This window comes from Amycolatopsis sp. NPDC039088, assembly GCF_055598845.1.
In genome coordinates, this window is the sequence record NZ_JBVKAE010000002.1 from 407,399 (window position 1) to 429,144 (window position 21,746).

Sequence of the window (21,746 nt, forward strand, 5' to 3'; positions counted from 1 at the left end):
AATCATGGAGGTTGAATGTCCCGGATCAGACGTCTGCTCGTCCCCGCGCTCGTCGCGGCGGCGGCGGGAACCGTGTTCGCGGCCCCGTCGGCGAGTGCCGCGCCCGCACCTCAGTGCGACACCGTGAGCGCGCCGTTCAACTACGTGGTGCTCTACAACCCGCGTACCCCGGAGCGGAAGGTCGACACCGAGCTTCGCGCGAAGTGCGGCGAGAAGGTGGCGTACTACCCGGAGATCGGCGTCGCGGTGGCGACGTCGCGCAACGCCGACTTCCAGGCGAAGATCGGCGTTTTCCGCGCCTACTCGGGTGGCCGTGACGTCGCGTTCCCGCCCGCGGCTTCGGCAAGGGCGACCCGCTCCGCGGTGGTCGACACCAAGGAAACCGAAGAGACCACCAGCGTCGCCGTCGACGAGGACCTGTCGGCCCAGCAGTGGGACATGCGGGCGATCCAGGCACCCGAGGCGAACAAGATCTCCGGTGGCAGCAACTCGGTGACCGTCGGCGTGCTGGACTCGGGCATCGAGCCCACCCACCCCGCGCTGAAGGCGGCACTGGACCCGAACACGTCCGCCGGCTGCAACTCGGGCGCGCCCGACACCTCGCCCGCCGCCTGGGCGCCCACGACCTCCGACCACGGCACGCACGTCGCCGGAACGATCGCGGGCAAGGACGCCGCGCGCGGCTTCACCGGCATCGCGCCCGGCGTCAAGCTGGCGTCGGTGAAGGTCGTGAACGACGACGGCCTGATCCTTCCCGAGGCCGCGGTGTGCGGGTTCATGTGGGCCGCGAAGCACCGCTTCCCGGTCACGAACAACAGCTACTACATCGACCCGGGCATGTTCTACTGCACGAAGGAGCCGGGCGACGCGGCCGCGTTCGAGGCCGTCCGCCGCGCGGTGGTCTACTCGACCGGTCGTGGTGTCCTGAACGTCGCCGCCGCCGGCAACAGCGGCTTCGACCCGGACAAGCAGACCACCGACCCGAACCGCCCCCACCCGATCGACGAGAGCTGCGGCATCCTGCCCAAGGCCATCGACGGCGTCGTCAACGTCTCGGCCATCGGCTACGCGGGCACGAAGTCGTCGTACAGCAACTACGGTGACGACGTTTCGGTCACCGCCCCCGGCGGCGACCGCGCCCAGCTGCCGCCCGCCGGCCAGGGTGTGGGCTGCCCGCTGTCGACGATCTTCAACGGTGGCTACGGCGCCAAGTGCGGCACCTCGATGGCGTCCCCGCACGTCGCCGGTGTCGCCGCGCTGCTGGCGTCCCGCTACCGCCACGCTCCGCCGCGGCTGCTGACCTGGCTGCTGGAGCACCAGGCCGACCCGGTCGCGTGCGGCACCGCGGCGCCGGTCTGTGAAGGCACGGAGAAGGACAACTCGTTCTACGGGCACGGCCGCGTCAACGCACTGGACGCGGTGAAGTAGTTCCTTTCGATTGTCCCCATTCCGTGAAGGCCTCCTTGAGGGACCCAGGGTCCCTCAAGGAGGCCTTCACGGAACATCAGGCGGCACGGGAGACGAGGCCGACGAGTGGGCGGGGGCGTGCGGAGGCGGCGAGGTGAGCTGCTTCCAGCTCGGCCAGTACTCCAGCGGGGTCTTCCAGCAGTTGAGAAGGCAAGGTCTGTACGACAGTGATCCCAGCGGTCGCATAACGCGTGTTGCGTACGATCGTGCGCTTGTAGTCCTCGCGGTAGAAATGAAAGTCGAACGAGTCGATCTCCCACGCCAATGCGACGTCATCCCACCAGGCATCAGGACGGCCGACGTATTCGCCACTGCTGTCACAGATCTTCGGATTCCAGTGGCTTGGCTGGAAGGCGAGGCTACGGCTCAGAATCTTCGCTCTTGCCTCCGCTACGGAGCAAAGATCCTTCCACTCGCCGAGAATTCGGCGAGGAATCGCCGTTCCCCGTTTTGAGCCCGTGTTCAGTTCACGAGCAAGCGCTTCGGGTGAACACCGACCGCGCTGAATCGCTTCGACAAGGACACTGCCCACGGATTCGACCGACTGCAAGCGGCGGCAAGCGTCGGTGGTCGCGCGCACGAGCGGCGCCAGTGGGATCCCGCCGCGCGTATGCGGTTCCGGTAGCCGATGAGTTCGCTCGACGGTCACGAACCCGGCGCTACGGATTTTGCTTTCGTGCGGGATGAGTACGTGAACATCGGCGTCAGGCGGGAGTTCGCGCGGTCGCAGACCATGCCGACGGCAAGCCTCCGTCCCGGTCACCAGTGCACGAGGCCCCGCGTACAGCAGCGCGGCTATCACGCGCTCATCGGACGTCGGCGGAGCCTTGTGAAGAAGGATGATTCCCGGAAGCAGGCGCTGCCATGGACCACCTGGAAGGCATCTTCGGTAGATGACCTTGCTGCTCATGTCGAGCGATTCCAAGGTCGTTGCCCTGATGACGCCGTGTCGGCTTCGCTGATCGAGCAGTTCGGGGTGCTCAGCCCATCTGCCACGCTTGTTCATGATCACAGCGTGGGTGCGGCGGCTCCACGATCACCAGAGGCATTTCGCTGACCTGTGGATAACCCGCCCTTTGTGGATAACTTCCCGAAATCCGTGAAGGCCTCCTTGAGGGACCCAGGGTCCCTCAAGGAGGCCTTCACGGACAGAGCGCAGAAGTGTCAGACGCGCTTGAAGAGGAGGGCGCGCTTGACTTCCTGGATCGCCTTCGTGACCTGGATACCGCGCGGGCAGGCGTCGGTGCAGTTGAACGTCGTCCGGCAGCGCCACACGCCTTCGGCGTCGTTCAGGATGTCCAGCCGCTCTTCGGCGCCTTCGTCACGCGAGTCGAAGATGAACCGGTGCGCGTTGACGATCGCGGCCGGGCCGAAGTACGAGCCGTCGTTCCAGTACACCGGGCACGAGGAAGTGCAGCAGGCGCACAGGATGCACTTGGTCGTGTCGTCGAACCGGTCGCGGTCGGCCTGCGACTGGATCCGCTCGCGCGTGGGCTCGTTTCCATAGGCGATGAGGTACGGCTTGACCGCACGGTACGCCTCGAAGAACGGGTCCATGTCGACGTAAAGGTCCTTGAGCGTCGTCAGGCCCTTGATCGGCGCGATGGTGATGACGGTCTTCTTGCCGCCGGTCTCCAGCAGGTCCTTCATCAGGACCTTGCACGCCAACCGGTTGATGCCGTTGATCTGCATCGCGTCGGAACCGCAGACGCCGTGCGCGCACGAGCGCCGGAACGAGAACGTCCCGTCGATGTAGTCCTTCACGTAGAAGAGCAGGTTCAGCAGCCTGTCGGTGCGCTGCGCCGGGACGTCGTAGGACTCCCAGTGCGGCTCGGTGTCGACCTCGGGGTTGAACCGCAGGATCTTCAGCGTGACGGTGATCGGCGTGTGGTCGGAGGACACGGCCTCCGACTTCTCGGGGGTTGCCGTGGTCATCAGTACTTCCGCTCCATCGGTTCGTAGCGGGTGAAGGTCACCGGCTTGTAGTCCAGTCGGATGTCGGCGGACAGCTCAGAACCCTGCTTGTAGGCCATGGTGTGCCGCATGAAGTTCGTGTCGTCGCGGTTCGGGTAGTCCTCGCGCGCGTGTCCGCCGCGGGACTCCTTGCGCGCCAGGGCGCCGACGACGAGGACTTCGGCGAGTTCGAGCAGGAAGCCCAGCTCGACGGCCTCGAGGACGTCGGTGTTGTACCGCTTCCCCTTGTCCGACACGGTGATCCGGCCGTACCGCTCCTTCAGCGCCTGCACGTCGGTCAGCGCCTGCTTCAGCGTGTCCTCGGTGCGGTACACCGAAGCGTGCGAGTCCATCGTGCGCTGCAGTTCGGTGCGGATGTCGGCGACGCGTTCGTCACCGTGCTCCGAGAGCAGCAGCGACAGCTGGTCTTCGACGATCTTGGTCGGGTTCTCCGGCAGCTCGACGTGATCGTGGTTGAGCGCGTACTCCGCGGCGGCGATGCCGGCGCGGCGGCCGAAGACGTTGATGTCGAGCAGCGAGTTCGTGCCGAGCCGGTTCGAACCGTGCACGGAAACGCACGCGACCTCGCCGGCGGCGTACAGGCCGGGGATGACGTTTTCGTTGTCCCGCAACGCTTCGCCGTGGACGTTGGTCGGGATGCCGCCCATCACGTAGTGACAGGTCGGGAACACCGGCACCGGCTCCTTGACCGGGTCGACACCCAGGTAGGTCCGGGAGAACTCCATGATGTCCGGGAGTTTCGCGTTCAGCGTCTCCTCGGGGATGTGCGTGACGTCGAGGACGACGTAGTCCTTGTTCGGCCCGCAACCACGGCCCTGCAGCACTTCCTGCACCATCGACCGGGCGACGATGTCGCGCGGCGCGAGGTCCTTGATGGTGGGGGCGTAGCGCTCCATGAACCGCTCGCCGTCGGCGTTGCGGAGGATGCCGCCTTCACCGCGCACGGCTTCGGAGATGAGGATGCCGAGCCCGGCGAGACCGGTCGGGTGGAACTGGAAGAACTCCATGTCCTCCAGCGGCAGGCCCTTGCGGAAGATGATGCCGAGGCCGTCACCGGTGAGGGTGTGCGCGTTCGACGTCGTCTTGAAGATCTTGCCCGCGCCGCCGGTGGCGAACACGATCGACTTCGCCTGGAAGACGTGCAGCTCGCCGGTGGCCAGCTCGTAGGCGACGACGCCGGAAGCGGCCGGGTTGCCGTCCTCGTCCGGGGTCAGGATGAGGTCCAGCACGTAGAACTCGTTGAAGAACTCGGTGCCGTGCTTGACGCAGTTCTGGTACAGCGTCTGCAGGATCATGTGCCCGGTGCGGTCCGCGGCGTAGCAGGCGCGGCGGACCGCGGCCTTGCCGTGGTCACGGGTGTGCCCGCCGAAGCGGCGCTGGTCGATCTTGCCCTCGGGCGTCCGGTTGAACGGCAGGCCCATCTTCTCGAGGTCGAGGACCGCGTCGATGGCTTCCTTCGCCATGATCTCGGCGGCGTCCTGGTCGACCAGGTAGTCGCCACCCTTGATCGTGTCGAAGGTGTGCCACTCCCAGTTGTCCTCTTCGACGTTCGCCAGCGCGGCGCACATACCGCCCTGGGCGGCGCCGGTGTGCGAACGCGTCGGGTAGAGCTTGGTGAGGACCGCGGTGCGGGCACGCTGGCCGGATTCGATGGCCGCGCGCATGCCGGCGCCACCGGCGCCGACGATCACCACGTCGTACTTGTGGAACTGCATGAGGACTCCGCTTAACGTGTGGTGGGCGTCAGTTGGCCGAGATACCGGGATCGAAGGTGAAGATCACCATCGTGCCGACGGCGAGGATCAGCACCATCGAGACGTAGAGCACGATCTTCAGCCAGAACCGGGTGCTGTCCTTGCGGGCGTAGTCGTCGATGATCGTGCGCAGCCCGTTGCCGCCGTGGATTTCGGCGAGCCACAGCATCGACAGGTCCCAGAACTGCCAGAACGGCGAGGCCCAGCGGCCGGCGACGAAGCCCCAGTTGATGCGGTGCACGCCGCCGTCGAGGATGTTCATGATGAACAGGTGGCCGAGCACCAGCACGATCAGGGCGAGGCCCGAGATGCGCATGAACAGCCAGCTGTAGAGCTCGAAGTTGCTCCGCCGGGCGGCGGGGCGCTTCGGGGAGCGCGGCTTGTCGAGTGCGAGAACTTCGGATGCCATGGTCAGTTCCCCCCGAAGAGCGTCTCGACGGTGCGCTTCATCATGAAGAAGGCACCGGGAATCATCACCACGACCCAGATGGCCAGGATGGTCCAGAGCATCGGCTTCTGGAACTTCGGTCCCTTCTCCCAGAAGTCGACCAGCATGACCCGGATGCCGTTGAGCGCGTGGAACAGCACCGCGCCGACCAGGCCGACCTCGAGGAGGTTGACCAGCGGGGTCTTGTAGGTCTCGATGACCTCGTTGTACGTGTCGGGCGACACGCGCACGAGCGCGGTGTCGAGGACGTGCACGAAGAGGAAGAAGAATGTCAGCACGCCGGTGATGCGGTGCAGCACCCAGGACCACATACCGGGGTCGCCCCGGTAGAACGTCCCTTGCCGGCGTGAGGCACCCGCCCGATCGCTCGCTGCCGCCTCGGTGGCGGTGCTAGCCGTGGTGGACATCGGTGAACGGCCTCCAACGTCATGGCTTGGGCCCGCTGACCGCTGGTTTCCGCGCCTGCCGCCGGGACGTCCACTGGGGACGGCTCCGGCGACGGTGCCGAGATCATGGTCATCGAGCGTGGATGAAAAAGATGCTAGACCCGGACCTCACGGTGGGCTCACCTCCGGGTTCGTCTGTGTGATGGACCAGACATCACGCCCCGTCGCGAGTGGCGGTGGCGAGTCCGTTCCGATTCGTCGCTTACGCCCCGAGACCGGTCGTTCACGACGCCGGACATCGGATCTCTCTCAGCGGTACATCGCGGAGCTTGTCGGCAGGATCGGCCGAATGAGTCGTCATGCCTGCGAATCATTGACGAGGTATATGTCATATCTTACGTTCAAGCCGGACAGACATCCGATCACTCGGCCGAGTTCACGATGGGGTGACCATGGGCCAGCCTGCCGGCTTCCCGCGACGCGACCTGCTCGGCGGCACCGTCGCCGGAGTCCTCTTAGGAGCGCTTCCGGGGACGGCGTCGGCCGATCCGCCGGAGAGGGCCGAATCGCGGACCGGCTGCCACGGGATGAGCACGGACGCGGAGTGGTCGCGGTTCCTCGCGGGACAGGATCCCTGCTGGGAGCGGCTGCCGCGCACCTGGTACGAGGGGCCGTTCCTGGGCAACGGTTTCGTGGGCACGCAGGTCTATCGCGACCAGGGCGCGCTCGAATTCACCGTCGATCACAGCGAATCCCAGGACCATCGGCCCGCCTTCGGCAACGAGTGGGGCGTCGCACGGCTCCCGATCGGGAAGGTCCTGCTCACACCGGTGGGTGAACTCACCGGAGCGAGACTGCGCCTCGACCTCTGGAACGCCGAACTCACCGGGACGGTGACCACGGACAAGGGCACGCTGGAGATCCGCGCGTTCGTGCACAGCACCCGGGATCTCCTGGTGGTGGACGTCGCACCGAGCGCGGGAGAACGAGGGTTCGGGCTCACCTTCGCGCCGGTTCCCGCGGTGAGCCCGCGCATCGTCCGCGAGCAGCCGCCGAAAGGCTTCGAGCCGAATCCGCCGCCGGTCACCCGGGTCGAGGGCGAAACCACCGTGGTCGTCCAGCCGCTCGTCGCCGGCGGGCAGAACGCGACCGTCTATCAAGTGCGCCGGGCCGCGCACGGCGGCCGGACACTGTTCCTGTCGACGGCGCACAGCCATCCGGGCACCGACGCCGAGGCAAAGGCGCGGTCGGTCGTCGGGGGAGTGTCCACCGTGGACGCGCTGGCGGGGACACATCGGCGCTGGTGGCATGCCTTCCACCGGCGGAGCTTCCTGTCCATTCCGGACGCGAAGCTGCAGGGTTTCTACTGGATCCAGCTGTACAAACTGGCGTCCGCCGCCCGCGCCGAAGCGCCGATCATGGCGACCACCGGGCCTTGGCTGGAGCCGACGCCGTGGCCTTCGGTCTGGTACAACCTCAACGCCCAGCTCGAATACTGGCCCGTGCACGGCGCCAACCACCTCGAACTCGATCCGATCCCGCGCACCATCGCCGAGAACCGGCAGACACTGATCGACGGCCTCCGGCCCGAGTACCGCGCCGACTCGATGGGACTACGGCGCAGCGCCGACGCGCGGTTCGCCGACGCCGGGTTCGTCGGTGTCCCCGGGCCGGACGCGGACGCGGAGATCGGCGATCTGCCGTGGCTGCTGCACAACGTCTGGCTGAGCTATCGCCACACCATGGACGTGGCGATCCTGCGCGACGTCCTGTTCCCGGTGCTGCGCAAGGCGATGAACTATTACCTGCACTTTCTCGCGCCCGGTGCCGACGGTCGTCTGCATCTGCCACCGACGTTCTCACCCGAGTACGGCCGCGCGCCCGACTGCCATTACGACCTCGCGCTGATCCGGTGGAGCTGCCGAACCCTGTTGGACGCGGCGAAGACCTTGCGTATCAACGATCCACTCGCGCCGAAGTGGCGGGAAGTGCTCGAAAAACTGGTCGACTTCCCCGTCGACGAAAACGGCTTGATGGTCGGCGCCGGCGTCCCGTTCGCCAAATCCCACCGCCACTACTCACATCTTCTCGCGGCTTATCCGTTGTATCTGCTCAACGTCGACGATCCCGCGCAGGCGGAGCTGATCTCGAAGTCGCTGGCGCATTGGATCAGTTTCGAAGGCGCCCTGCGGGGGTTCAGTTTCACCGGTGCGGCCTCGCTTTCCGCGGCGCTGGGACGCGGGGACGACGCGCTGAAGCAGTTGCGCGAATTCGTCACGCGGTTCGCGCAGCCCAACACCATGTACTACGAAGCGGGCCCGGTCATCGAAACGCCGTTGTCCGCCGCGCAATCGATCCACGACATGCTGTGCCAGAGCTGGGGCGACACGATCCGGATCTTCCCCGCCCTGCCCGCGACCTGGCGCGATGTCACCTTGCACGACTTCCGGACACAGGGCGCGTTCCTGGTCAGCGCGGTGCGCGAGGCCGGGGTCACGAAGTTCGTCCGCGTCCGGAGCCTGGCGGGCGAGCCGCTGAAACTCAGGCCGTCGATCCCCGGGAAACTCGAGGTCGAGGGCGCGCGGCACTGGCGGCAGCGGCCCGACGGCACGGTGATCATCGAGCTCGCTCGCGGCCACGAGGTGCTGGTCTATGCCCAAGGGAGGCGGCCGGACACGAGGATCGCGCCGGTCCCGATCTCCGAACCCGCGCCGCCGTGGGGACTTCCCGCGCTGCCGCCCGCCGGAGACCTGGTCCTGGTGGATCTCGCCGCGGTGCTGAACTCCGACGGCGTCACGAGCGAGTTCTACCTCGGGGACGGCGATTTCGACGGCGGAGGCAACACCTATCCGGCCGCTCAGCTGCCGCAGACCGGGCAGGTGACCGACGACGGCGTGCCGTTCCTGTTCGTCAACGGCAGCGAGGGCACGCCGAACAACGTCGTCGGCGCGACGATCCCGTTGCCCGCGGGAAAGTACGCGACCTTGCATCTGCTGGGCGCCGCGGACACCGGCAACGCGGTCACCGCGATCACAGTGTCCTATGTGGATGGCTCGGCCGACGTGCCCCTGCGCCTCACTGGATGGCGTTCCGCGGCGGCCTTCGGCGAGAGCGAGGCCGTCACCGCCGATCAGCTGCACTCCCGCGCGGGTGTCCAGCCGGTGAAGCTCGCGATCTTCCATCAGCGTGTCCCGCTCGACCCGGCGCGTCAGGTCGTGTCGGTCACGCTCCCTGCCGCCGCCACCCCGCGACCGCATGTCTTCGCGGTCACCCTCGAGAAGGGAAAGTAGCCATGGAGAACCTCGACCGCCGGAAGGCGCTCATCCTGGGCGCCGGGGTGCTCGGCGCGGCCGCGCTCGGTACCGGGACGGCGGAGGCGGCGACCTGGACGCTGAAGTGGAGTCCCGATCCGGTGAAGGACGGTCTGCGCGCGTTCGAAGGTCTGGAGGACGACCGCGCCGGCTCGCATCCGGGCGTCAAGCACATCTACCCCGAAGGCGACCACTGGCGCTTCGACATGCACACGCGAGATGTCGACACATCGACAGACCGGCAGCGCAACGAGGCGAAGGGGATGCGCGACGGCGACACGACGTACAAGATCCTGCGCGACCAGACCTGGCGGATCTCCTACCAGGCCTTTTGGCCTGCCGAGCTGACCGCGACGACGGCGTTCACCCACCTGTTCCAGATGAAGGTCCCCGATGTCGGCCCTCCACAGTGGACCCTCACGCCACGCCAGAAGGGCGGCAAAGGGGTGCTGACCATCGCCGGTGACTCGGGCGCTGAGGCCGACCTCGCCGACTACGCGCCGCTGCAGAACAAGTGGATCGACGTGTCCTGGGAGTTCAAGGCGTCCCACAGCGGCTACCTGCGCTGTGTGCTCAAGGACGGTTCCAAGACCGTCGCCGACGTCCGGAAGGCCGCGGATCTGTGGCGGGACGTGAACTATCTCCGGCCGAAGTGGGGCGTTTACCGCAGCCTGGAGTCGTCCGGTCTGAAGAACTGTCACCAGAACATTCGCGGGCTGAAGTCCTTCCAGCTCGTGTGAGGAGCCGGGTGCGTGCTCACCGACGGTGGCGAAGGCGCCGAACGTGACCAGGGAGCCTTCACGCGACTACTCCGTTTCGATCACCGTAAGTACTCCATTCGTCGCGCGTACGACTCATGAGTAAACGTTTGTGTTACGTAGCGTGCCTTTCCTATGGCGGCTAAGCGGCCGTTAGGTACCGTTCCTCGGTCGACCCGGCATTCATCGCCGGGCCGTTTCTTCGGACCATCCGCTGGATCAGCGGGGAGGGAGACACACGTTGCGTCGCATGCGTGGAACCGCGCTGGCCGCCGCTGCCATGGCCGGTGCTCTGGTACTGGCTGGGTGCGCGAAGGATTCCGGAGCGGGGAACAACAACAACGCGAGCACGGGGGATCAGTCCGCCAGCTGCGTGACCGCGCCCAAGCCGCCCGCCGCGGCCGCCGCCTCGACGAGCACCAGCCAGGCCGGCGAGAAGGTGGACGGCAGCAAGCTCAAGGTCGCGCTGGCCTTCGACGTCGGCGGCCGCGGTGACGCGTCGTTCAACGACTCCGCCGCCGCCGGTACCGACAAGGCCAAGGCCGAACTCGGCGTCACGTCGGTCACCGAAAGCACCGCCGCCGCGACCGAGGACGAGGCCGCGAAGTCGCAGCGTCTCGACCAGCTCGCCTCGCAGGGCTTCAGCCCGGTCATCGCGGTCGGCTTCGCCTACGCCAAGGCCGTCGGCGCCATCGCGCCGAAGTACCCGAACACCCAGTTCGCGATCGTCGACGACGACTCCGTCAAGGCGCCGAACGTCACCCCGCTGGTGTTCGCCGAGGAGCAGGGCTCGTTCCTGGCCGGTGTCGCCGCCGCCTACAAGTCGAAGAAGTGCCATGTCGGCTTCGTCGGTGGCGTCAACACGCCGCTGATCCAGAAGTTCGAGGCCGGCTTCCTCCAGGGTGTGAAGGCCGCTTCGACCAAGGCCAAGATCGAGGACGAGTACCTCACCCCGGCCGGTGACTTCTCCGGGTTCCAGGACCCGGCGAAGGGCAACGTGAAGGCCGCCGCCCAGATCGCCAAGGGCGCGGACGTCGTCTACCACGCCGCCGGTGCCTCCGGTAAGGGCGTTTTCGAGGCCGCGAAGTCGAACAACGCCATGGCCATCGGCGTCGACTCCGACCAGTACAACCAGAAGACGGTCGAGGCGTCGAAGGACGTCATCATCACCTCGATGCTCAAGCGCGTCGACGTGGCGGTGTTCGACTACCTCCGCGCGCTCGCGAAGGGCGACCTGACGTCGCTGCCGAAGCGGTTCGACCTCAAGGTCGACGGCATCGGCTACGCCACCTCCGGCGGCAAGATCGACGACATCAAGGACGTCCTCGAGGGCTACAAGGCGCAGATCGTCTCCGGGGCGATCACCGTGTCGGACAAGCCGCAGAAGTAAGGTTCTTTCGCAGCGGGGCTCGGGAGGGTAACCCCTTCCGAGCCCCCACCTGTTTACTCCCATGAACTGGATGGCTTCTTCATGAACGCTCCCCAGGCCGAGGTCACCGACGCCCCCGACCGGGGTGAACCGGCCGTGCAGCTGACCGGGATCACGAAGCGATTCCCCGGTGTCGTCGCCAACTCCGACGTCAACCTCACCGTCACCAAGGGCGAGGTGCACGCCGTCTGCGGCGAGAACGGCGCGGGCAAATCGACCCTGATGAAGATCCTCTACGGCATGCAGCAGCCGGACGAGGGCGACATCGCGATCAACGGCGAGCCGGTGAAACTGCGCAATCCGCAGGACGCCATCAAGGCCGGGATCGGGATGGTCCACCAGCACTTCATGCTGGCCGACAACCTGACCGTCGGGGAGAACGTCTTCCTCGGCGCGGAGAACCTGCACGGCATCGGCCGCGCCGCCAGGGCCAAACTGGCGGAGTTCGCCGAACGGGTCGGCCTCCACGTCCGGCCGGACGCGCTGCTGGAGGAACTCGGCGTCGCCGACCGCCAGCGCGTGGAGATCGTCAAGGTGCTCTACCGCGGCGCGCGGATCATCATCCTCGACGAGCCCACCGCGGTGCTCGTGCCGCAGGAGGTCGACGCGCTGTTCGAAACCGTCCGCGCCATGCAGAAGGACGGCTTCACCTTCCTCTTCATCTCGCACAAGCTCGACGAGGTGCGCGCGATCGCCGACACGGTCACCGTGATCCGCCGCGGCACCACCGTCGGCACGGCCGATCCGAAGACGATCACCTCGCGCCAGCTGGCCGAGATGATGGTCGGCTCGGAGCTGCCCAGCCCGGAGACCCGCGAGTCCACCGTGACCGATCGTGCCGTCCTCCGCCTGGACGACGTGTGCCTGAGCGCCGAGGGGTCCGAGCGCAACGTGCTCGACCACATCTCCTTCACCGTGCACGCGGGCGAGGTGCTCGGGATCGCCGGAGTCGAGGGCAACGGCCAGACCGAACTCGTCGAGACGATCATGGGCATGCGCAAGGGCGGCGGCCGGATCGAGCTGACCGGGGTCGACGGCAAGGTCGTCGAACTGCACAAACTGGGGACGCTCGCCCGCCGCGAGGCCGGGATCGGCTACATCGCCGAAGACCGCACACGGCACAGCCTTTTGCTCAGGCAACCCTTGTGGGTCAACAGGATTCTCGGCTACCAGACGCGCGAGCCGGTGGCGAGGGGGCAACTGCTCGACATCGCCGGCGCGCGTGAGGACACCCGCCGCATCGTCGAGGAGTACGACGTCCGTACCCCGGGCATCGACGTCCCGGCCGCCGCGCTTTCGGGTGGTAACCAACAGAAGCTGATCGTCGGACGCGAGCTCTCCGGGGATCCGGTCCTGCTGATCGCGTCGCATCCGACACGCGGTGTCGACGTCGGCGCGCAGGCGTTGATCTGGGAACAGATCCGCCAGGCCCGCGCGGCCGGCCTGGCCGTCCTGCTGGTTTCGGCCGACCTCGACGAACTGATCGGGCTTTCCGACACCATCCAGGTCATGCTGCGCGGACGGCTGGTCGGCGCGGCCGACCCCGCGACCGTGACCCCGCAGGAACTGGGCTGCGCGATGACGGGTGCCTCCGAAGACACTGACGAAACTGGAGGTGCAGCGTGAGTTCCTGGCGTACGAGGCTGCTGCCGCCTCTGCTCGCGATCGTCTTCGCCGTCATCCTGACGGCGATCGCGCTGATCATCTCGGGTGCCGATCCGCTGCAGGCGTACGGCACGATGATCGGCCAGCTCTTCAAGGGCTCGACAGCCGTCGACACGGTGAACCTCGCGACGGTCTACTACCTGTCCGGGCTCGCGGTGGCCATCGGCTTCCAGATGAACCTCTTCAACATCGGTGTCGAGGGCCAGTACCGGTTCGCCGCCATCGTCACCGCCATCATCGGCGGGGCGTTGCAGCTGCCGCCGGTGATCCACGTGCTGGCGATCCTGGTCGTCGCGGTGCTCAGCGGCATGCTGTACGCGGCCATCCCGGCCGTGCTGAAGGTGACCCGAGGCGTTTCCGAGGTCATCTCGACGATCATGCTGAACGCGATCGTCGGCGGCATCGTGGCGTTCCTGGTCAACGCGGACCAGTTCGGCGTGCAGACCGGCAACAACATCGCCACCCGCGAGATCGCCGACACCGGCCGGATCCCCGGCATCCCGATCGGCTCCGGTGAGCTGTTCGGCTTCGTGTTCATCGCCGCGCTGATCGGCGCCGCCTACTGGTTCATGCTCAACCGGACCCGGTTCGGCTTCGAGCTCAAGGCGTCCGGCGAATCGACCACGGCGGCCGCCGCCGGTGGCGTGAACGCCAAGAAGATGACGCTGATCGCGATGCTGCTTTCCGGCGGTGTCGCCGGTCTGGTCGCGATGCCGGAACTGCTCGGCCGCGACTTCAGCTACGGCATCACCTCGACCCAGATGTACGGCTTCACCGGGATCGCGGTCGCCCTGCTCGGCCGCAACCACCCGGCCGGGATCGCGCTGGGCGCGCTGCTGTGGGCGTTCCTCGACCGGTCCGCGGTGTCGCTCGAGCAGATCAACGTGTCCAAGGAGATCGCCACGATCATGCAGGGCGTGATCGTGCTGTCGGTCGTCATCGCGTACGAGGTCGTGCGCCGCGCCGATCTGGCCGCCGAACAGCGTCGCGTCGGTCGCGCGCTGGCAGGCAACGGCCGCAAGGGGTCGAGCGTTTCCGAGGGAGGTGCGGTGTGACCACCGCGGACGTTCTTTCGCCCAACACGGGCGGGACCACCATGCCGGTGAAACGGCAGAAGCGCCGTATTCCGGGCTGGGCCAAGGGCGCCATCTGGGGTCTGCTGGCGGTCGGCGTGCTTTCGGCCGCCTCGTACGCCACCGGTGTCAACACGCTGACCTCGACCAACACCGCGCACACCGCGTTGCGGCTGGCGCTGCCGATCCTGCTGTGCGCGCTCGGCGGGCTCTGGGCCGAACGCGCGGGCGTGGTCAACATCGGCCTCGAAGGCATGATGATCCTCGGCACCTGGGGTGCCGCCTGGGGCGCGTACCACGGCGGGGTCTGGGCCGGGCTGATCTCGGCGGTCGTGTTCGGCGCGCTCGGCGGGCTGCTGCACGCCGTCGCGACGGTGACCTTCAACGTCAACCACATCGTCTCCGGTGTGGCGATCAACCTGCTCGGTCTCGGCGTCGCGAAGTATCTCGCGAACCTGGTGTTCACCCCGCTTTCGGGTAACCCGCGCCAGTCGCCGCCGGTCCCGAAGTTCGACACCTACTCGGCGACGTTCCTCTCGGACTGGCTCGCGGATCTGGAGAAGATGCAGCGCGTCTTCATCTCCGACCTCGCCGGGATCCTCAACGGCCTGATCACCGAGGTCGCGCCGCTGACGATGATCGCGATCGCGCTGGTCCCGATCAGCTACCTCGTGCTGTGGCGGACGCGGTTCGGCCTTCGGCTGCGGTCCTGCGGTGAGAACCCGGTCGCGGCCGAATCCCTCGGCGTGAACGTCTACGTGCACAAGTACATCGCCATGCTCATCTCCGGCGGGCTCGCCGGAATGGGTGGCGCGTCGCTCGTGCTGCTCGCCGGCGGTGCGGACTACCTGGAGAACCAGACCAACAACCGCGGCTACATCGGCCTCGCGGCGATGATCTTCGGCAACTGGCGGCCGGGTGGCCTGCTCGGCGGCGCGGCGCTGTTCGGTTACGCGGACGGGCTCCAGCTCGCCGGTGGCGGGACCGCGGTGCTCGCGCTGCTGTACGGCGCGGTGATCCTGCTGGCCGTGATCGTGGTCGTGCAGTTGTTCCGCCGTCAGTGGATCGCCGCCGCGCTCGGTGTCGCCGGCGCGGGGCTGCTGTACGCGATCTATTGGACCAACGACGACCTGCCCAGCGACCTCATCCCGTACACCGCGCACTTCGTGACGCTGATCGTGCTGGCGGTGGCTTCGCAGCGGCTACGGCCGCCCAAGGCGGACGGCGCTCTCTATCGGCGAGGTGAGGACTGACATGGCGGAGTTCGACTGGGAAGCCCTGCGGGCTCAAGCCGTCGAGGCGGCGAAGTCGGCGTACGCGCCCTACTCGGGTCTGCACGTCGGCGTCGCGGGTGTGGTGGACGACGGCCGGATCGTCGTCGGCTGCAACGTCGAGAACGCGTCCTACGGTCTGGGCATGTGCGCGGAATGCACGATGGCGGGGCAGCTGCGGCTGACCGGCGGCGGCAAACTCGTCGCGGTCGCCTGCCGCAGTGGCGCCGGTGATCTGCTGATGCCGTGCGGCCGCTGCCGTCAGATCCTGTTCGAGCACGGCGGCGCGGAGTGCCTTGTGGACACTCCCAGCGGGATCCTGCCGATGTCCGCGGTGCTGCCGGACGCGTTCGGACCGGACGACCTACCGTGAGCGCGTTCGCCGCCGTCGACGTCATCCGCGCGAAGCGGGACGGCGGACGGCTGTCCGACGAGCAGATCGACTGGACCATCGACGCGTACACCCGCGGCGAGATCGCCGAGGAGCAGATGGCCGCGCTCGCGATGGCCATCTTCCTGCGGGGGATGGACTCCGGCGAGATCGCGCGCTGGACCGGCGCGATGATCGACTCGGGGGAGCGGCTGGATCTGAAGGTCAGCCGTCCGACGATCGACAAGCATTCGACGGGCGGGGTCGGCGACAAGATCACGCTTCCGCTGGCGCCGCTCGTGGCGGCGTGCGGGGCGGCCGTGCCGCAGCTGTCCGGGCGCGGGCTCGGGCACACCGGCGGGACGCTGGACAAACTGGAGTCGATCCCGGGCTGGCGTGCCGCTTTGTCGACTTCGGAGATCATGCGGCAGCTCGACGACGTCGGCGCGGTGGTCTGTGCGGCGACGTCCGGGCTGGCTCCCGCGGACAAGAAGCTGTACGCGCTGCGGGACGTGACTTCGACGGTGGAGTCGATTCCGCTGATCGCGAGCTCGATCATGAGCAAGAAGATCGCCGAGGGCTCGGCCGGACTGGTCCTCGATGTGAAGACCGGGTCCGGCGCGTTCATGAAGACGCTTCCGCAGGCTCGTGAACTCGCGCGGACCCTGGTGGAGATCGGGACCGCGCACGGCGTCGCGACGACGGCGCTGATCACGGACATGAACGTGCCTTTGGGCTATGCCGTCGGAAACGCGATCGAGGTCGCGGAGTCGGTCGAGGTGCTGCGCGGCGGTGGCCCGGCCGACGTCGTCGAGCTGACCGTGGCTTTGGCCAGGGAGATGCTGGCGCTGGCGGGTCTGTCCGAAGTGGACCCTGCGGAGGTGCTCGCGTCGGGGCGGGCTTACGAGACCTGGTGCCGGATGATCGCCGCGCAGGGCGGGGATCCGGAGGCCGCTTTGCCGCGGCCTAAGCATGTGCATGTCGTCGAGGCGCCTTCGGACGGTGTCTTGTCCTCGCTGGACGCGTACTCGGTCGGGGTCGCCGCTTGGCGGCTCGGGGCCGGGCGGGCGCGCAAGGAGGATCCGGTGCAGGCCGCGGCGGGTGTGCTGTGCCTGGCGAAACCGGGCGACGAGGTCAAGGCCGGACAGCCCCTCCTGGAGCTGCACACGGACACCCCGGACGCCGTCCCGTCCGCACTCGCCGCGCTCACCGACGCCTACGCGGTCGCCTCCGAAGCCCCGGCGTCCACGCCCCTGGTCCTGGAGACCGTCCGCCCCTCCTGAGCGCGTTTAGCCCGCTAAACGCAGGTCGGCGTGGCAGGGGGCGCTCGGTTCTGCGGCCGGACGAGTGCGCGACGTCAGTGCCCGGCGGATCGCGTTTAGCCCGCTAAACGCAGGTCGGCGACGTCGGGCGGGCGGATCGCGATCAGGGGGCGAAAGTCGCTCCGGTCGGTCCTGCGTTTCGTCCTCTGGATGCGGTGGTTCGTACTGCGTACTTCCGCGTTTAGAGGACGAAACGCGTGGAGCGCGGATCGCGTTTAGCCCGCTAAAGGCGACGCGGCGGGGCCGGGCTGAGTAGCGTGAAGGCCCCTTCCCTTGGCTCAGCCCAGGGTCGCGGCAAAGTCGCAGAGTTGCTGGTCGGCACTGTTTCTTGGTGGTCCGGATGTGGCATCGCTGATGCCTGCGGGGTCCGAGTGTGGAGGATTTGGGACGTTCAACGTCCCAAATCCTCCACACTCGAGGTGCACCGGGTTCAGGGGCATGCCCCTGAAGCTCTGTTGATCAAGCTTCGCAACCGGGTGTGAACCCGTGTCTATGAAGGAATTGGGATACTCAACGTCCCAATTCCTTCATAGACGTCGGCCTGCGCCATGACGAAAAGGCCCCCGACCTGCACGGTCCCGACTTTGCCGGGACCCTGTGGCTCAGTCGAGCGAAGGGGGCCTTCACGTGCTTACAAGCGGATCAGTCGGAGGTCTCGTCGCCGCCATCGGCCTTGGTCTTGGCGTCGGCCGCCTTGGGCGCCCGGCCGTTGCGGGAGCTGCGGCGCGGCTGACGCGGCGCGGGCGGCGGCGGGGAGATCTGCTGCAGGGCCGGGCCACCGCCGAGCATCAGCTCCGCGAAGGTCGCCATGGCCTCGTCCAGCTGGCCGCCGATGCGGCGCACGGACTCGTCGTTGCTCTTGCGCACCAGCGTGTCCACCGAGTCGGTGTCCGGCTGCTTCGACAGCGTGCTCTCGACCTTGGACAGGCCGCTGCGGATCGACCCGTCGAGGTCGCCGAGCCGTCCGGTGAAGCCGTCCTCGACCTTGTCGAGCCGCTCGGCCAGGTCGTCGAGCCGCGAGGTGACCTTCTCGAGCCTGTCGCCGAGGCCGTCGAGCCGCTCCGAGGCGTCGATCATCTCGCCGGTCTCGGTCAGCGCGGTCTTGAGCGCGTCGGCGTTCGCGGCGAGGCTTTCCTTGGTGGCCTTGTCGAGGTTCTCGACGCGGGTGCGCAGCTCGCGGTCGACGGTGTCGACGCGGTCGCGCAGGACCGACTCGGCCTGCTCGACGCGCTCGCGCACCGGGCCGATCACCGACTGCGGCAGCGAGTCGGTCTTCACGTCCTGCTTGTCGAGGTGCGCGCCGAGCTCGTCGAGACGGCGGTGGATGTTCTGGAGCTTGTCCTCGAGACCGTCCATCCGGCCCGCGACGCCTTCGAACTTCGCGGCCATGCCGTCGAGGCGGCCGTCGAGCTGGGCGAACGGCTTGGCGAGCTTGTCGACGATGCTTTCGACGGCGCGGGTCAGCGCGGCGAGCGCGTTGTCCTGCGCTTCGAGCCGCGACATGGTCTCGTCGAGGCGCTCGGCGAGCACGCTGACCTCGGTACGGTCGGGCATCTCCGAGAGCCGCTTGCGGACGGCGCCGAGCGAGTCGACCGGGGCCAGACGGGCGTAGATGTCGTCGAGCGCGTCGAAGATCTGCTGCTGTTCGCTCTCACGCACTTCGGCCGCGCGCACCAGCATGTTGCGCATCCGGTCGAAGGACGGGGCTGCAATGTTGTTGTCAGTGGTCACTGCGGTGTCCTTCGTGGGCGGGGAAATGGGAGGGACGTGACCCGAAGCTTATCCATTGCGAAATTGCTGTGCGTATGGCCCCCGGGTATCGGACAATGTCACCCGCTGCCCCTGATGGCCGATTCAGCCGTTGATCGACAAAGCTGAGGGTTAAGCCGAGCAGGGGACTTACCGCCATGTAGGGGAATGACAGGCTGGTTACCGTTACGTATGTCCTCTGAAAGCAGCAGTTCCCGCATCCCGGAGGCGGTACTGACCCGTGCTCCGAAGGTCCTCCTGCACGACCATCTGGACGGCGGGCTGCGGCCTGCCACGGTGGCCGAACTCGCCGACCAGACGGGGTACACGGCCTTGCCGGTCAAGGATCCCGTCGAGCTCGGCCGATGGTTCCGCGACGCCGCAGACTCCGGCTCCCTCGTCTCGTACCTTGAGACGTTCGCGCATACCTGCGGCGTGATGCAGACCGAGGAAGCGCTGGTCAGGGTGGCCGCCGAGGCGGTGGAAGACCTCGCCGCCGACGGGGTCGTCTACGCCGAGGTGCGCTACGCCCCCGAACTCTTCGTCGAACGCGGCCTGTCACTCGATGCGGTGGTCGAGGCCGTTCAGGCCGGTTTCGAGGAAGGTGAACGGAGAGTGGCCGCCGGAGGCGGCCGGATCCGGGTCGGGACGTTGCTCTGCGCGATGCGCCAGCACGCCCGCGCCCTCGAGATCGCGGGCCTCGCCGTCCGCTACCGCGACGCCGGCGTCGTCGGCTTCGACATCGCCGGACCGGAAGATGGATTTCCGCCTACCAGAAATCTCGACGCATTCGAGTTTCTTCGTACGAATAATGCGCATTTCACCATTCATGCCGGGGAGGCGTTCGGGCTCCCGTCCATTTGGGAGGCGATTCAGCATTGCGGTGCCGAACGGCTCGGTCACGGTGTGCGCATCGTCGAGGACATCAAGACCGACAGTGACGGCACGGTCCATTTGGGACGGTTGGCCGCCTACGTCCGCGACCGCCGGATCCCGCTGGAGATCTGCCCCACGTCCAATGTCCAGACGGGAGCGGCGCGCTCGATCGGCGAGCATCCCATCGGCCTGCTCACCCGGCTGCGCTTCCGGGTCACGGTCAACACCGACAACCGGCTGATGAGCGGCTGCTCGATGACCAGCGAATTCGCCGCGCTGGCCGAGGCGTTCGGCTTCGGCCTGGCCGATCTGGAGTGGTTCACCATCAATGCGATGAAATCCGCGTTCCTCGATTTCGACCAACGGCTCGGCATCATCAACACGGTCATCAAGCCCGGGTACGCCGCGCTGCGCTGAGGCGCCGGAGGCCCGAACGCGGCCGCCACTTCGGCGGTTGCGTTCGTTAGCATAGCCAACTATATTTCACTATATAGGAGAACTTTCCCAAATAGTGGAACGGTGGCGAAGATGTCGCAGGTCATGGACGTGGGGATCGGCGGAAAACGACGCTGGCTCATTCTCGCGCTCGGCCTCGCCGCGCAGACCGCGAGCTGTTCGTTCCTCTACGGGATCCCGTTCCTGGTGCCGTCCATGCAGCGTGCGGAGGGGCTCACGCTGGCCGAGGCGGGAACGGTGGTGGCGGCGCCGAGTCTTGGCCTGTTGTTCACCTTGATCTTGTGGGGTGCGGCCGCGGATCGTTACGGAGAGCGTTTGGTCATCGCTCTAGGGCTGGGTGCATCGGGATTACTCCTCGTGTACGCGGCTCTCGGTGATCACTCGCTCGGGGTTCTCTTTGGGGTGTTCCTGCTCGCCGGCGCGTGCACCGCGTCAGTGAACGCCGCCAGTGGCCGGGCCGTCCTCGGCTGGTTCGGCCCGGCCGAACGCGGCTTCGCGATGGGTGTCCGCCAGACGGCTCAACCGCTCGGAGTGGGAGTGGCCGCGTTCGGCCTCCCGCCACTCGCGGATCGCTGGGGTTTCCAGGTCTCGCTCCTGCTGCCCGCGTTGGCCGCGATCGTCGTCGCGCTGCTCGTCGCCTGGCTCCTGGTCGATCCGCCGCGCCCGGAGACGCGATCCGCGACCGGCGAGAAGCCGCCGTCGCCGTACCGGAAGCCGGCGTTGTGGCGGGTCCACGGTGCGAGCGCGCTGCTCGTCGTCCCGCAGTTCACGGTTTCCGCGTTCACGCCGGTGTACCTGGTGACCATGCACCACTGGACGGCCGCGTCGGCGGGCTTGTTCGTCGGCGGTGTCCAGATCCTCGGCGCGCTGGGGAGACTCGCGTCGGGTTACTGGTCCGACCGCGTCGGCAGCAGGCTGCGGCCGATGCGGCAACTGGCCGTTTCGAGTGCCGCGGTGATGCTGCTGGTCGCGCTCGGGGACGCGACGTGGCCGTGGCTGGTGCTGCTCGCGCTCGTACTGGCCGCGGTGATCACCGTGTCCGACAACGGACTCGGGTTCACCGCTTCGGCGGAGATGGCCGGGCTCGCGTGGGCCGGGCGGGCGATGGGCACGCAGAACACCGGCCAGAACATCGCCGCCGCGCTGACCCCGCCGATGCTCGGCCTCGTGATCGGCGACTCGCGGTACGCGCTGGCCTTCTGCGTGGCGGCGGTCTTCCCCGTCCTCGCGATCGCGCTGGTGCCCGTCAAGCACGAGAACCCCCAAGTGCGATGAGCCTTTTTCATCCTGGGGTTCAGAGGTGTGGGTGTCGTGGGGGGGGGGGGGGGGTTTTTCCCCACCCCCCCCCCCCGAACCAGGGGAGTCTGGTTTGTTTGTGTTGGGGGGCGCGTTTTTCCCCGGGGGTTTTTTCCCGGTTCTTAGCGCACCGGCACCTTC

Annotated in this window: 17 protein-coding genes; 11 read left to right on the forward strand and 6 right to left on the reverse strand. The window is 67.4% G+C overall.

Going from position 1 to position 21,746, the window contains the following annotated elements; genetic code table 11:
• Positions 1 to 15 precede the first annotated feature (15 nt).
• Positions 16 to 1,428 carry a S8 family peptidase gene (locus tag ACZ7KI_RS04335; RefSeq protein ID WP_470271759.1) on the forward strand — a complete coding sequence of 471 codons (1,413 nt, stop codon included), beginning with the start codon at positions 16 to 18 and terminating at the stop codon, positions 1,426 to 1,428.
• 76 nt (positions 1,429 to 1,504) lie between these two features.
• Here ACZ7KI_RS04335 and ACZ7KI_RS04340 read toward each other — a convergent pair whose 3' ends face one another.
• From ACZ7KI_RS04340 to sdhC, 5 genes are all read right to left on the reverse strand, one after another.
• Positions 1,505 to 2,473 carry a hypothetical protein gene (locus tag ACZ7KI_RS04340; RefSeq protein ID WP_470271760.1) on the reverse strand — a complete coding sequence of 323 codons (969 nt, stop codon included), beginning with the start codon at positions 2,471 to 2,473 and terminating at the stop codon, positions 1,505 to 1,507.
• A 158-nt stretch (positions 2,474 to 2,631) separates the two neighbouring features.
• Positions 2,632 to 3,402 carry a succinate dehydrogenase iron-sulfur subunit gene (locus ACZ7KI_RS04345; RefSeq protein ID WP_465500959.1) on the reverse strand — a complete coding sequence of 257 codons (771 nt, stop codon included), beginning with the start codon at positions 3,400 to 3,402 and terminating at the stop codon, positions 2,632 to 2,634.
• Positions 3,402 to 5,156, reverse strand: coding sequence for a succinate dehydrogenase flavoprotein subunit (gene sdhA / locus ACZ7KI_RS04350; RefSeq protein ID WP_470271761.1), 1,755 nt, complete (start codon positions 5,154 to 5,156; stop codon positions 3,402 to 3,404). The genes ACZ7KI_RS04345 and sdhA overlap by 1 nt, the downstream gene beginning before the upstream one ends.
• Before the next feature lie 28 nt (positions 5,157 to 5,184).
• Positions 5,185 to 5,604 carry a succinate dehydrogenase hydrophobic membrane anchor subunit gene (locus ACZ7KI_RS04355; protein ID WP_037315751.1) on the reverse strand — a complete coding sequence of 140 codons (420 nt, stop codon included), beginning with the start codon at positions 5,602 to 5,604 and terminating at the stop codon, positions 5,185 to 5,187.
• A 2-nt stretch (positions 5,605 to 5,606) separates the two neighbouring features.
• On the reverse strand, positions 5,607 to 6,050 hold the full coding sequence (gene sdhC / locus ACZ7KI_RS04360) for a succinate dehydrogenase, cytochrome b556 subunit (RefSeq protein WP_073847418.1): 444 nt from the start codon (positions 6,048 to 6,050) through the stop codon (positions 5,607 to 5,609).
• Between the two features lie 431 nt (positions 6,051 to 6,481).
• Between sdhC and ACZ7KI_RS04365 the strand changes: the two genes are divergently transcribed.
• The 8 genes from ACZ7KI_RS04365 to ACZ7KI_RS04400 all read left to right on the forward strand — a co-directional run bounded on the left by ACZ7KI_RS04365 (position 6,482) and on the right by ACZ7KI_RS04400 (position 17,189).
• Positions 6,482 to 9,319: a glycosyl hydrolase family 95 catalytic domain-containing protein gene (locus tag ACZ7KI_RS04365; protein ID WP_470271762.1), complete on the forward strand. Its 2,838-nt coding sequence runs from the start codon at positions 6,482 to 6,484 to the stop codon at positions 9,317 to 9,319.
• A 2-nt stretch (positions 9,320 to 9,321) separates the two neighbouring features.
• Positions 9,322 to 10,080: a Tat pathway signal sequence domain protein gene (locus ACZ7KI_RS04370; protein WP_470271763.1), complete on the forward strand. Its 759-nt coding sequence runs from the start codon at positions 9,322 to 9,324 to the stop codon at positions 10,078 to 10,080.
• Between the two features lie 268 nt (positions 10,081 to 10,348).
• A complete protein-coding gene (locus ACZ7KI_RS04375) occupies positions 10,349 to 11,488 on the forward strand; it encodes a BMP family lipoprotein (protein ID WP_470271764.1) in 1,140 nt (379 codons plus the stop codon).
• Positions 11,489 to 11,569: 81 nt separating this feature from the next.
• Positions 11,570 to 13,153, forward strand: coding sequence for an ABC transporter ATP-binding protein (locus ACZ7KI_RS04380; RefSeq protein ID WP_470271765.1), 1,584 nt, complete (start codon positions 11,570 to 11,572; stop codon positions 13,151 to 13,153).
• Positions 13,150 to 14,247 (forward strand): ABC transporter permease, encoded by a 1,098-nt coding sequence (locus ACZ7KI_RS04385; RefSeq protein WP_470271766.1) that lies wholly within the window; start codon positions 13,150 to 13,152, stop codon positions 14,245 to 14,247. The genes ACZ7KI_RS04380 and ACZ7KI_RS04385 overlap by 4 nt, the downstream gene beginning before the upstream one ends.
• Entirely contained in the window at positions 14,244 to 15,518 is a 1,275-nt protein-coding gene (locus ACZ7KI_RS04390) for an ABC transporter permease (RefSeq protein WP_470271767.1), read from the forward strand. Before ACZ7KI_RS04385 ends, ACZ7KI_RS04390 begins: the two co-directional genes overlap by 4 nt.
• A 1-nt stretch (position 15,519) precedes the next feature.
• Positions 15,520 to 15,909, forward strand: coding sequence for a cytidine deaminase (locus ACZ7KI_RS04395; RefSeq protein ID WP_470271768.1), 390 nt, complete (start codon positions 15,520 to 15,522; stop codon positions 15,907 to 15,909).
• On the forward strand, positions 15,906 to 17,189 hold the full coding sequence (locus ACZ7KI_RS04400; RefSeq protein ID WP_470271769.1) for a thymidine phosphorylase: 1,284 nt from the start codon (positions 15,906 to 15,908) through the stop codon (positions 17,187 to 17,189). Before ACZ7KI_RS04395 ends, ACZ7KI_RS04400 begins: the two co-directional genes overlap by 4 nt.
• Positions 17,190 to 17,870: 681 nt before the next feature.
• On the opposite strand, the gene ACZ7KI_RS04405 is transcribed toward ACZ7KI_RS04400, so the two are convergent.
• A complete protein-coding gene (locus ACZ7KI_RS04405; protein ID WP_470271770.1) occupies positions 17,871 to 18,959 on the reverse strand; it encodes a PA containing protein in 1,089 nt (362 codons plus the stop codon).
• Between the two features lie 210 nt (positions 18,960 to 19,169).
• On the opposite strand from ACZ7KI_RS04405, the gene ACZ7KI_RS04410 reads away from it, so the two are divergent.
• Both ACZ7KI_RS04410 and ACZ7KI_RS04415 read left to right on the forward strand, forming a co-directional pair.
• Positions 19,170 to 20,270 carry an adenosine deaminase gene (locus tag ACZ7KI_RS04410; protein ID WP_470271771.1) on the forward strand — a complete coding sequence of 367 codons (1,101 nt, stop codon included), beginning with the start codon at positions 19,170 to 19,172 and terminating at the stop codon, positions 20,268 to 20,270.
• Between the two features lie 111 nt (positions 20,271 to 20,381).
• The gene (locus ACZ7KI_RS04415) at positions 20,382 to 21,584 is read left to right on the forward strand and encodes an MFS transporter (RefSeq protein WP_470271850.1); all 1,203 of its coding nucleotides are present in this window, start codon (positions 20,382 to 20,384) and stop codon (positions 21,582 to 21,584) included.
• The last annotated feature ends 162 nt before the right edge of the window (positions 21,585 to 21,746 follow it).